Source organism: Mycolicibacterium celeriflavum (assembly GCF_010731795.1).
Lineage (GTDB): Bacteria > Actinomycetota > Actinomycetes > Mycobacteriales > Mycobacteriaceae > Mycobacterium > Mycobacterium celeriflavum.
Genome location: NZ_AP022591.1, coordinates 348,050 through 360,575, shown reverse-complemented (window position 1 = coordinate 360,575; position 12,526 = coordinate 348,050). Strand labels below are relative to the sequence as shown.

General features: G+C 67.3%; 10 protein-coding genes. 7 read left to right on the top strand and 3 right to left on the bottom strand.

The annotated features are described in order from the left end of the window. Positions 1–10: 10 nt before the first annotated feature. Complete coding sequence (locus G6N18_RS01590; protein WP_234806134.1) at positions 11–568, bottom strand: Rv2240c family protein; 558 nt, start codon at positions 566–568, stop codon at positions 11–13. Positions 569–759: 191 nt separating this feature from the next. Between G6N18_RS01590 and aceE the strand changes: the two genes are divergently transcribed. From aceE to G6N18_RS01555, 7 genes are all read left to right on the top strand, one after another. Continuing rightward, entirely contained in the window at positions 760–3,549 is a 2,790-nt protein-coding gene (aceE, locus tag G6N18_RS01585; RefSeq protein WP_083001157.1) for a pyruvate dehydrogenase (acetyl-transferring), homodimeric type, read from the top strand. Between the two features lie 78 nt (positions 3,550–3,627). Further along, entirely contained in the window at positions 3,628–4,938 is a 1,311-nt protein-coding gene (locus G6N18_RS01580; RefSeq protein ID WP_083001158.1) for a PucR family transcriptional regulator, read from the top strand. Positions 4,939–5,056: 118 nt separating this feature from the next. Further along, positions 5,057–5,974, top strand: coding sequence for an ACP S-malonyltransferase (locus tag G6N18_RS01575; protein WP_109749407.1), 918 nt, complete (start codon positions 5,057–5,059; stop codon positions 5,972–5,974). A 63-nt stretch (positions 5,975–6,037) separates the two neighbouring features. After that, positions 6,038–6,340 carry a meromycolate extension acyl carrier protein AcpM gene (acpM, locus tag G6N18_RS01570; protein WP_059098849.1) on the top strand — a complete coding sequence of 101 codons (303 nt, stop codon included), beginning with the start codon at positions 6,038–6,040 and terminating at the stop codon, positions 6,338–6,340. Then, on the top strand, positions 6,337–7,587 hold the full coding sequence (kasA, locus tag G6N18_RS01565; RefSeq protein WP_067225672.1) for a 3-oxoacyl-ACP synthase KasA: 1,251 nt from the start codon (positions 6,337–6,339) through the stop codon (positions 7,585–7,587). The genes acpM and kasA overlap by 4 nt, the downstream gene beginning before the upstream one ends. A 9-nt stretch (positions 7,588–7,596) precedes the next feature. Next, positions 7,597–8,865, top strand: a complete 1,269-nt coding sequence (kasB, locus tag G6N18_RS01560; protein ID WP_067225674.1) for a 3-oxoacyl-ACP synthase KasB — start codon at positions 7,597–7,599, stop codon at positions 8,863–8,865. A 37-nt stretch (positions 8,866–8,902) separates the two neighbouring features. After that, a complete protein-coding gene (locus G6N18_RS01555; protein WP_067225677.1) occupies positions 8,903–10,324 on the top strand; it encodes an acyl-CoA carboxylase subunit beta in 1,422 nt (473 codons plus the stop codon). Positions 10,325–10,364: 40 nt separating this feature from the next. Here G6N18_RS01555 and G6N18_RS01550 read toward each other — a convergent pair whose 3' ends face one another. Then, entirely contained in the window at positions 10,365–11,903 is a 1,539-nt protein-coding gene (locus G6N18_RS01550; protein WP_083001160.1) for a glycerol-3-phosphate dehydrogenase/oxidase, read from the bottom strand. After that, the gene (locus G6N18_RS01545) at positions 11,900–12,478 is read right to left on the bottom strand and encodes a TetR/AcrR family transcriptional regulator (RefSeq protein ID WP_083001161.1); all 579 of its coding nucleotides are present in this window, start codon (positions 12,476–12,478) and stop codon (positions 11,900–11,902) included. The genes G6N18_RS01550 and G6N18_RS01545 overlap by 4 nt, the downstream gene beginning before the upstream one ends. Between the last annotated feature and the right edge of the window lie 48 nt (positions 12,479–12,526).

Genomic DNA, 12,526 nt, shown 5'->3' with positions numbered 1-12,526 from the left:
TCAATATCGGTCAATATGCGGCGTCACAGAGGTTGAGCGCGGCGGTCTTGGTGTCGTTGAGCCGGCTGATCGCCGCGTTGAACTCATCGGGCCCGTAGTTGCCGGCGATCGCGGTGGCCACGCCCCTGGCGGCGTCGACCCACCCGTTGAGCGCATCCTTGAGCTCGGGACTGAGCGGGTCGGAGATGCTGCGCGCGACCATGTCGGCGCTGTGGTTCAGGGCGTCGATCGCCGGGCCCGCCTTGGCCGGCGCGTCGGCGGCGTTCTGGTTGAACGCGTCGACATACGCGTTGACCGCGGTGATCGCGTCGACGCTGCTGGAACTGAGCGTCTCGCACGAGGAGTGAATCGCCTCCTTGGTGATCGAGGACTGGCGTTCCGACTCCCGGGCGCTGGAACTGGCGGCCGACTCCTCCAACGAGGCCGACATCGACGCCCGGTACACCGGCGCCTCGCCCGCGTCCACCTGCGCGGTGCCCTCGGTGACGCTGCTGCATCCGACGACGACCATGGCGGCGACGGCCGAGATGCCGACCATCAGTGCGCCGATCTGCAGCGGTTTTTGCATCAGCGCACCGATCACCACGGCTGCAGACGTTACCGGTTCGGTCCGGGGATCGTCGGTTAGTTCCACTCGCCACCCCACCTGTGCATGTGGGGCAGGATGGGAGAAGGATGGAATCCGTCGTCCACGCGCAAGCGCAGAAAACATCTGCGTCGAGGCGTGAGCACCTGAAACCGCCTACCAAGGAGCGGAAGTTGACCACCGAGTTCGCGCGCCAGGATCTGGCCCAAAACTCCTCCACCGCAGCTGAACACGACCGGGTGCGGGTGATCCGGGAGGGCGTCGCGTCGTATCTCCCCGATATCGATCCCGAAGAGACCAGCGAATGGCTGCAATCGTTCGACCAGCTGCTCGAACGGTCCGGCCCCGCGCGGGCGCGCTACTTGATGTTGCGCTTGCTGGAGCGCTCCGGCGAACAGCGCGTGGCCATTCCGGCGCTGACGTCGACGGACTACGTGAACACGATCCCCACCGAGCTGGAACCGTGGTTCCCCGGCGACGAGGACGTCGAGCGTCGCTACCGGACCTGGATCCGGTGGAACGCCGCGATCATGGTGCACCGCGCTCAGCGGCCGGGAGTCGGTGTGGGCGGCCACATTTCGACGTACGCGTCGTCGGCCGCCCTGTATGAGGTCGGCTTCAACCACTTCTTCCGCGGCAAATCGCACCCGGGCGGCGGCGACCAGGTGTTCATCCAGGGCCATGCGTCCCCGGGCATCTACGCGCGCGCGTACCTGGAAGGCCGGCTGTCCGCCGAGCAACTCGACGGCTTCCGTCAGGAGCACAGTCACCCCGGCGGCGGGCTGCCGTCGTACCCGCACCCGCGGTTGATGCCCGACTTCTGGGAGTTCCCCACCGTCTCGATGGGGCTGGGCCCGATCAACGCCATCTATCAGGCCCGGTTCAACCACTATCTGCACGACCGCGGCATCAAGGACACCTCCGACCAGCACGTCTGGGCATTCCTGGGCGACGGTGAGATGGACGAGCCCGAGAGCCGCGGCCTGGCGCACGTCGCGGCGCTGGAGGCCCTGGACAACCTCACGTTCGTCGTCAACTGCAACCTGCAGCGCCTCGACGGGCCGGTGCGCGGCAACGGGAAGATCATCCAGGAACTCGAGTCGTTCTTCCGCGGCGCGGGCTGGAACGTCATCAAGGTGGTGTGGGGCCGCGAGTGGGACGCGCTGTTGCACGCCGACCGCGACGGCGCACTGGTCAACCTGATGAACACCACCCCCGACGGCGATTACCAGACCTACCGGGCCAACGACGGCGCCTACGTGCGCGACCACTTCTTCGGCCGCGACCCGCGCACCAAGGCTCTGGTCGAGAAGATGTCGGACTCCGAGATCTGGAACCTCAAGCGAGGCGGACACGACTACCGCAAGGTCTACGCCGCCTACCGTGCCGCCACCGAGCACAAGGGCCAGCCGACGGTGATCCTAGCCAAGACCATCAAGGGCTATTCGCTGGGCGCGCACTTCCAGGGCCGCAACGCCACCCATCAGATGAAAAAGCTTGCCCTGGAAGACCTCAAGTACTTCCGCGATGCGCAACGCATCCCGATCAGCGACGAGCAGCTCGAGGAGAACCCCTACCTTCCGCCGTACTACCACCCCGGTCCGGAGGCAGCCGAGATTCGCTACATGCTCGACCGCAGGCGCGCGCTCGGCGGGTTCCTGCCCGAGCGTCGCACGAAGTCCAAGGCGCTCACCCTGCCCGGCCGCGACACCTACAAGGCGCTGAAGAAGGGTTCGGGCAAGCAGGAGGTGGCCACCACCATGGCCACGGTGCGCACGTTCAAGGAACTGTTGCGCGACAAGGAGATCGGCTGGCGTATCGTCCCGATCATCCCGGACGAGGCGCGCACGTTCGGCATGGACTCCTGGTTCCCCAACCTCAAGATCTACAACCGCAACGGCCAGCTCTACACCTCGGTCGACGCCGAGCTGATGCTGGCCTACAAGGAAAGCGAAATCGGCCAGATCCTGCACGAGGGCATCAACGAGGCCGGCTCCTCGGGCAGCTTCATCGCGGCCGGCACGGCGTACGCGACGCACAACGAACCGATGATTCCGGTCTACATCTTCTATTCGATGTTCGGATTCCAGCGCACCGGCGACAATCTGTGGGCGGCCTCCGACCAGATGACGCGCGGATTTCTCCTCGGCGCCACCGCGGGACGCACCACACTGGTCGGCGAGGGTCTGCAGCACGCCGACGGGCACTCGCTGCTGCTGGCGGCGAGCAACCCAGCCGTCGTCGCCTACGACCCGGCGTTCGCCTACGAGATCGCCTACATCATCGAAAGCGGCCTGCACCGCATGTACGGCGAGAACCCGGAGAACGTCTACTTCTACATGACCATCTACAACGAGCCCTACGTTCAGCCGCCGGAACCCGAGGACCTCGACGTCGAGGGCCTGTTGCGCGGCATCTACCGCTACCGGCCGGCACCCGAGAAGCGGTCCAACGCCGCACAGATCCTGGTGTCGGGGGTCGCCATGCCGTCGGCGCTGAAGGCGGCCGAGATGCTCGCCGACGAGTGGGACGTAGCCGCGGACGTGTGGTCGGTGACCAGTTGGGGCGAACTCAACCGTGACGGCGTGGAGATCGAGAAGAAGCGGCTGCGTCATCCGGACCGGCCGGCGGGCACGCCCTACATCACCAAGACACTGGCCGAGGCGCAGGGCCCGGTGATCGCGGTGTCGGACTGGATGCGCGGGGTGCCCGAGCAGATCCGGGGCTGGGTGCCGGGCACCTACATCACGCTGGGCACCGACGGGTTCGGCTTCTCCGACACCCGGCCCGCCGCGCGGCGCTACTACAACACCGACGCCGAGTCGATCGTCGTGGCGGTGTTGGAGGGGCTGGCCCGCGACGGCAACATCGATCAGTCCGTCGCGGTGAAGGCGGCTCAGCAGTACGAGATCGACGACGTGATGGCCGCGCCCGAGCAGACGTCGGATCCCGGAGTGGCTTAGGCCACGACTTTAGATCCCGGAGTGGCTTAGGCCGTCGCATTGGAGGGTTCCTCCATTTGAGTGGCGTAACCTTTATGGATGCCTGACAACAGGTTCGTGCCTCCGAAGTCGACGGTCGAGGTCCTCGAGACCGTTCCCGACTCGGTGCTGCGCCGTTTGCAGCAGTACTCGGGCCGGCTGGCCACCGAGGCGGTGCGGGCGATGGAGGAGCGGTTGCCGTTCTTCACCGAACTGGAGGCTTCGCAGCGGTCCAGCGTGCAATTGGTCGTGCAGACCGCGGTGGTCAACTTCGTCGAGTGGATGCGCGACCCGCAGAGCAATGTCAGCTACACGGCGCAGGCCTTCGAAGTGGTGCCTCAAGACCTGCGGCGGCGCATCGCCCTGCGGCAGTCGGTCGAGATGGTCCGCATCACCATGGAGTTCTTCGAAGAGGTGGTGCCCCTACTGGCCCGCTCGGAGGAACAGTTGACCGCGCTGACGGCGGGCATCTTGAGGTACAGCCGCGATCTCGCGTTCGCCGCGGCCAGCGCCTATGCCGATCAAGCTGAGGCACGCGGCGCGTGGGACACCAGGATGGAGGCCAACGTCGTCGATGCCGTGGTGCGCGGTGACACCGGCCCGGAGTTGCAGTCACAGGCCGCGGCGCTGAACTGGGATGCCACGGCGCCCGCCACGGTGATAGTGGGCCTGCCGCAACCCGACCGGGTCGATCTGGCCAGCGACGACGTACACGACGTCGTGAAGCGCAACGGCCGCGCGGCGCTGTCGGACGTGCACGGCAACTGGCTGGTCGCCATCGTGTCGGGGGTGCTCTCCCCGACCGACCGGTTCCTCACCGAGATCCTGACGGTGTTCGCGGACGGGCCGGTGGTGGTCGGGCCCACCGCCACCACGCTGGCGAACGCCCACCGCAGCGCGACCGAGGCCATTGCGGGCATGAACGCCGTGGCGGGTTGGAGCGGGGCGCCCCGACCGGTGCCTGCGCGCGAACTTCTCCCGGAACGTGCGCTGCTGGGCGACGTCACGGCGATCGCGGCGCTGGAGACCGAGGTGATGCGCCCGCTGGCCGACGCCGGGCCCGCGCTGACCGAGACGCTGGACGCCTATCTGGACTCCGGCGGCGCCATCGAAGCATGCGCACGCAAATTGTTCGTTCATCCAAATACCGTCCGCTATCGACTCCGGCGAATCGCCGACTTCACCGGGCGCGATCCCACGGTTCCGCGCGACGCCTACGTGCTGCGGGTGGCCGCAACGGTGGGTCGACTCGGCCGCCAGCCATACCAAACGAGCACAGCAAACATGATCACTGCACTGCGTCCTGCCGCGCCCACGGAAGCGCTGGACATGCCACAGCCGAGCGGCGAGATCGCGGGCGGGTATCGGTAGCGTCGCATCACAGGCAGTTTTGTGGGGTCTCCACAAAAACATAAGACGAGGTTCATAATCTCTTACACCGCGCAAACCCGTCTTCACAGTGTTTTCTTAATTCGTGCCTCATAAAAGTGTGCTTGCACTTCTCGCGCCCGGACAGGGTTCCCAGACACCCGGCATGCTTGCCGCGTGGCTGGAGCTGCCCGGTGCCGCCGAGCGGCTCGCAGCCTGGTCCGAGATAAGCGGGCTGGACCTGACCCGGTTGGGCACCACCGCGACCGCCGAGGAGATCACCGACACCGCGGTGACCCAGCCGCTCGTCGTGGCGGCCACCCTGCTGGCCCACGAGGAGCTCACCCGGCGCGGCATCATCGCGGGCCGCGGAGAGCAGGAAGTCGTCGTGGCAGGCCACTCAGTCGGTGAGATCGCCGCCTACGCGATCGCCGACGTGCTATCGGCCGACGACGCGGTCAAGCTGGCCGCCACCCGTGGTGCCGAGATGGCCAAGGCGTGCGCGGTCGAGCCGACCGGCATGGCCGCGGTGCTCGGCGGTGAAGAAGCCGACGTGCTGGCCCGTCTCGAGGCGCTCGACCTGGTGCCCGCCAACCGCAACGCCGCTGGGCAGATCGTCGCCGCCGGCGCGGTGGCTGCGCTGGACAAGCTCGTCGAGGATCCGCCGGAGAAGGCGCGGGTGCGAAAGTTGGCCACCGCGGGCGCGTTCCACACCCACTACATGGCTTCGGCCCTGGACGGGTACGCCGCCGCCGCCGAAGGTGTAACAACCTCTGCGCCCACCGCGAAGCTGTTGTCGAACGCCGACGGTCAGCCGGTAGCGTCGGCAACCGACGCCATGAGCAAGCTGGTGGCGCAGATGACCCGGCCGGTGCGCTGGGATCTGTGCACCGACACGATGCGCGAGCTCGGTGTGACCGCCATCGTCGAGTTCCCGCCCGCCGGGACACTCGCGGGCATCGCGAAAAGAGAACTTCGGGGGGTGCCGACGCACGCCGTCAAGTCCCCCGCTGATCTGGACGGGCTCTCCGAGTTCTAGCCAGTACAACCACATATCGAACGTCATTCCCACCAAGTAACAACCCAATTAGAAGGAGCCATTGTGGCCGCCAGTCAGGATGAAATCATCGCCGGTCTCGCCGAGATCATCGAAGAGGTCACGGGTATCGAGCCTTCCGAGGTCACCCCGGAGAAGTCGTTTGTCGACGACCTGGACATCGACTCGCTGTCGATGGTCGAGATCGCCGTTCAGACCGAGGACAAGTACGGCGTGAAGATCCCCGACGAGGACCTTGCCGGTCTGCGCACCGTCGGTGACGTCGTCACCTACATCCAGAAGCTCGAGGAAGAGAACCCCGAAGCCGCCGCGGCCATCCGCGCGCAGATCGAAGCCGATCGGGCATGAGTAGACCTTCCACTGCTAACGGCGGTTTCCCAAACGTCGTCGTGACCGCCGTCACGGCGACCACGTCGATCGCGGCGGACATCGAGAGCACGTGGAAGGGGCTGCTGGCCGGCGAAAGCGGCATCCGCGTCCTCGAGGACGAGTTCGTCACCAAGTGGGACCTGCCGGTCCGCATCGGTGGGCACCTCGTCGACGCGATCGACGACCATATGACGCGACTGGACATGCGGCGGATGTCGTATGTCCAGCGCATGGCCAAGTACCTCAGTGGCCAGCTCTGGGAGACCGCAGGTACGCCTGAGGTCGATCCGGATCGCTTCGCCGTGGTCGTCGGCACCGGTCTGGGTGGCGGCGAGAAGATCGTCGAGACCTACGACGCGATGAACGAGGGCGGCCCCCGCAAGGTGTCGCCGCTCGCCGTGCAGATGATCATGCCGAACGGTGCGGCCGCGGTGATCGGTTTGCAGTTGGGCGCCAGGGCCGGGGTCATCACCCCGGTCTCGGCGTGCTCATCGGGTTCGGAGGCCATCGCCCACGGCTGGCGCCAGATCGTGATGGGCGACGCGGATATCGCGGTCGTCGGCGGTGTCGAGGGCGGAATCGAGGCGCTGCCGATCGCGGCGTTCTCGATGATGCGCGCGATGTCGACCAACAACGAGGATCCCGCGGGCGCGTCCCGGCCGTTCGACAAGAACCGCGACGGGTTCGTCTTCGGTGAGGCCGGTGCGCTGATGATCATCGAGACCGAGGAGCACGCCAAGGCCCGCGGCGCCAAGCCGTTGGCCCGTCTGATGGGCGCGGGCATCACGTCCGATGCCTTCCACATGGTCGCGCCGGCGTCCGATGGCCTGCGTGCGGGCCAGGCCATGAAGCGTGCGATGGAGACCGCGGGCCTGGAGCCCAAGGACATCGACCACATCAACGCCCACGCCACCGCGACCTCGATCGGCGACGCCGCCGAGGCCAATGCGATTCGGTCGGCCGGCGTCGAGCACGCACCGGTCTACGCGCCGAAATCGGCGCTCGGCCACTCCATCGGAGCGGTCGGCGCGCTGGAGTCGGCACTGACCGTGCTCTCGCTGCGTGATGGCGTCATCCCCCCGACGCTGAACTACGAGACCCCCGATCCTGAGATCGATCTCGATGTGGTTGCAGGCGAGCCTCGTTACGGCGACTACCAGTACGCCATCAACAACTCGTTCGGCTTCGGTGGACACAATGTCGCCCTGGCCTTTGGGCGCTACTGAGCGGAAGGAATGTCGGAGGCAGGGTTGACGCGTTTATCGACAGGAAACGGTTTCCCCAACGTGGTCGTCACGGGCATCGCCATGACGACCGCCCTGGCAACCAGCGCGGACGACACCTGGAAGAAGCTGCTGGACGGTCAGAGCGGCATCCGCAAGCTCGAGGATCCGTTCGTCGAAGAGTATGACCTGCCGGTTCGCATCGGCGGACATCTCCTCGAGGACTTCGACCACGAGATGACGCGGGTGGAACTGCGCCGATTGTCGTATCTGCAGAAGATGTCGACGGTGCTGAGTCGCCGGGTGTGGGAGAACGCCGGCACACCCGAGGTGGACCCGAAGCGGCTGATGGTGTCGATCGGCACCGGCATGGGCTCCACCGAGGAGTTGGTGTTCAGCTACGACGGCATGCGCGCCAAGGGTCTGAAAGCGGTTTCGCCGCTGGCCGTGCAGATGTACATGCCCAACGCCGCAGCCGCGGCGGTGGGACTGGAGCGCAAGGCGCGCGCCGGGGTGGTCACTCCGGTGTCGGCCTGCGCGTCGGGCTCGGAGGGCATTGCGCACGCTTGGCGCAACATCGTGCTCGGCGAGGCCGACGTCGCGATCTGCGGTGGCGTGGAGACCAAGATCGAGGCGGTGCCGATCGCCGGCTTCGCCCAGATGCGAATCGTGTTGTCCACCACCAACGATGACCCGGCCGGCGCTTGCCGGCCGTTCGACAAGGACCGTAACGGGTTCGTGTTCGGCGAAGCGGGCGCACTGATGGTCATCGAGACCGAAGAGCACGCCAAGGCCCGCGGCGCGAACATCCTCGCCCGGATCATGGGGGCGAGCATCACCTCGGACGGCTACCACATCGTGGCGCCCGATCCGAACGGCGAGCAGGCCGGTCACGCGATGACGCGTGCGATCGAGCTCGCCGGGTTGCAGCCGACCGACATCGACCACGTCAACGCGCATGCCACCGGCACCAGCGTGGGCGACGTGGCCGAAGGCAAGGCGATCAACAACGCGATGGGCGGCCACAAGCCGGCGGTGTACGCGCCCAAGGCGGCGCTCGGCCACTCGGTCGGCGCGGTCGGCGCGGTGGAGTCCATCCTGACCGTGATGGCGTTGCGCGACGGCATCATTCCGCCGACGCTCAACCTGCGCAACCTCGATCCGGAGATCGATCTGGACGTGGTCGCCGGGGAGCCGCGGTCGGGCAATTACCAATACGCGATCAACAACTCGTTCGGATTCGGTGGGCACAACGTCGCGCTCGCGTTCGGGAAGTACTGACACTCCCGTGAAATCCCTGCGCTACAGGAGGTTCTAGATGACGACCATGGCCCCCGAGACAGTCGGCGAATCGCTGGACCCCCGCGATCCGCTGCTGCGCTTGAGCACCTTCTTCGACGACGGCAGTGTCGAGCTGCTGCACGAGCGTGACCGCTCGGGCGTACTCGCCGCGGCCGGAACCGTCAACGGCGTGCGCACCATCGCGTTCTGCACGGACGGCACCGTCATGGGTGGGGCCATGGGCGTCGACGGTTGTGCCCACATCGTCAGCGCCTACGACCAGGCGATCGAGGAGCAGAGTCCGATCGTGGGGATCTGGCACTCGGGCGGCGCGCGGCTGGCGGAAGGCGTGAAGGCGCTACACGCGGTCGGTTTGGTGTTCGAGGCGATGATCCGGGCGTCCGGGTACGTTCCCCAGATCTCGGTCGTCGTCGGCTTCGCCGCCGGCGGCGCGGCCTACGGCCCGGCGCTGACCGACGTGATCGTGATGGCGCCCGAGAGCCGGGTTTTCGTCACCGGTCCCGACGTGGTCCGCAGTGTGACCGGCGAGGACGTCGACATGGCGAGCCTCGGCGGGCCGGACACCCACCACAAGAAGTCCGGCGTGTGCCACATCGTCGCCGACGACGAACTCGACGCCTACGAGCGCGGCCGTCGGCTGGTCGGATTGTTCTGCCAGCAGGGCCATTTCGACCGCGCCAAGGCCGAAGCGGGCGACACCGACCTGCACGCGCTGCTGCCGGAGTCCGCGCGCCGCGCATACGACGTGCACCCACTCGTCGAAGCCCTGTTGGACGAGGGCGTGCCGTTCGAGGAGTTCCAGGGCAAGTGGGCCCCGTCGATCGTCATCGGCCTGGGTCGGCTGTCCGGTCGCACCGTCGGCGTCATCGCCAACAACCCGCTACGTCTCGGCGGCTGCCTGAACTCCGAAAGTGCGGAGAAGGCAGCGCGATTCGTGCGGCTGTGCGATGCGTTCGGCATCCCGATCGTCAACATCGTCGACGTGCCCGGCTACCTGCCCGGTGTGGATCAGGAATGGGGCGGAGTCGTGCGCCGCGGCGCCAAGCTGCTGCACGCGTTCGGCGAGTGCTCGGTCCCCCGGGTCACGCTGGTGACGCGGAAGATCTACGGCGGCGCGTACATCGCGATGAACTCGCGCTCGCTGGGTGCGACGAAGGTCTACGCCTGGCCCGACGCCGAGGTCGCGGTCATGGGCGCCAAGGCCGCGGTCGGCATCCTGCACAAGAAGAAGTTGGCCGCCGCGCCGGAGGACGAGCGCGAGGCGTTGCACGAGCAGTTGGCCGCCGAGCACGAGAAGCTCGCCGGCGGAGTGGATTCGGCGATCGACATCGGCGTCGTCGACGAGAAGATCGATCCGGCGCACACCCGGTCGAAGCTGACGCAGGCGCTGGCCGAGGCGCCGGCGCGTCGCGGCCGACACAAGAACATCCCGCTGTAAAACCTGCGACTTCGGTGTCGCAACAGTCGCTCACCGACTGTTAGGACACCGGTATCGCGAACTCCTCCGCGATGGCCAGCACTCGGCGGCGGTCGGACTCGACCAGGCCGATGCGGGTACGACGGTCGACGATGTCATCGACGGTCAGCGCGCCCTCGTGCGACACCGCGTACTCGAACTCCGCGCGGATGACGTCGATACCCTCGGCGACGGGTTCGGTAGGTCGGTCGCAACTGGCCGCCGCGATGACGTTCGGCGCCTCGGCGCCGAAGCGGGAAACCAGCGAGCCCGGCATCTCCGGTGGATGACGAAGTGTGGCAACCGGATTCGACGGGGCGCCGACCAGCGGCAGATTGCGGGTGCGGCAGCGCGACGCCGTCAGTCCCCGCAAAGCGATGGCCTGGTCGAGAACGTCCTCGGCCATGTACCGGTATTCGGTGAGCTTGCCGCCGATCACGCTGATGACCCCCGATGGCGATTCGACCACCGCGTGTTCGCGCGACACGTCGGCCGTGCGACCGGCACCTGTGTCGATGAGCGGTCGCAGGCCCGCGTAGGCGCCGATCACGTCCGACGGCCGCAACGCGACATCCAGGGCGGTGTTGACGGTGTCCAGCAGGAACGAGGTTTCGTCCGGCGTGGGTTGCGGCACATCGGGTATCGGCCCGGGGGCGTCCTCGTCGGTCAGCCCCAGGTAAACCCGGCCCAACTGCTCGGGCATCGCGAACACGAAGCGGTTGATCTCGCCGGGGATCGGGACCGTCAGCGCCGCAACGGGGTTACCGAACGTCGCCGCATCGAACACCAGATGCGTTCCGCGGCTGGGCCGCAGCTTGAGCGACGGGTCGACCTGCCCCGCCCACACCCCGGAGGCATTGATCACCGCGCGCGCGGTGACGTCGAACGAGTCACCGGTGAGCTGGTCGGTCAGCGTCACCGAGGTACCAGTGGCCGACGACGCCTCGACGCGCGTCAGTACCCGGGCCCCGTGCTGCGCGGCCGTACGCGCCACGGCGGTGACCAGGCGGGCGTCGTCGATCAACTGGCCGTCATATGCGAGCAACGCACCGTCGAGGCCGTCGCGCCGCACGGTGGGTGCCAGCTCGACCGCACGGCGCGCATCGACCCGCCGCGATCGCGGCAGCGTCGAAGCCGGTGTGCCCGCCAGTTTGCGCAGGCCGTCGCCTGCCGTGAAGCCGACGCGCACCAGCGCGCGCGATGCCGCACTCATCGACGGAAGCAGCGGAACCAGCTGCGGCATGGCCTTGACCAGATGAGGCGCGTTGCGGGTCATGAGGGTTCCGCGTTCGACTGCGCTGCGCCGGGCAATGCCGACATTGCCCGTCGCCAGGTAGCGCAGCCCGCCGTGCACCAGCTTCGAACTCCACCGGCTGGTGCCGAACGCCAGGTCGTGCTTTTCCACCAACGCGACGCTGCACCCGCGGGTAGCGGCGTCCAGCGCGATGCCGGCGCCGGTGATACCGCCGCCGATCACCAGGACGTCGACGCATTCACCGTCGGCGAGCGCCGCCAGTTCGGCAGCGCGGCGCGCGGCGTTCAACGCCGTTGAGCCCCTCACGGCGCCAGGTATCCGTTCAAGGCGCGCGCCAACTCGACGTTGAGCGAATCGCGGTCCAACAGCTTTTCGACCATCTGCGCCGACTGGATGGTGGACTGCGTGATGAGCAGACACATGGCACCGATCTGGTGCGGGTCACCCGGCCGCACGCTGCCGTCGGCTTGGCCCGCCTTGATCGCGTCGGCCAGCGCGTCGACCAGGATCTGCTGGCTGGTGCCGAGGCGTTCGGCGATGTAGACCATCGCCAGGCTCGGTGCGTTACGGATGACCGACTGAACAATCTCGTCACTCTGCAGACGCTCCGCGACGAGCACGACACGATCGACCATCGCCTCGCGCCCGGCACCGCGATCCGGGATCGCCTCCAGCACACCGGTGATCCGGGCCGTCAGGAGTTCGGCGATCACCCAGCGGATGTCGGGCCAACGCCGGTAGATGGTGGGCCGGCTGACGCGCGCGCGGCGGGCGATTTCCGTCATGGTCGTCCGCTCGACGCCGAACGCGAGGATGCACGCCGCCGCGGCGTCGAGGATCCGCTCCTCGATACTCTTTTCAGAGTTACGGATTGACGACATGTGTAATACTGTAACCCATGACGCGTCCGGATGCCCAACAGACCGCCC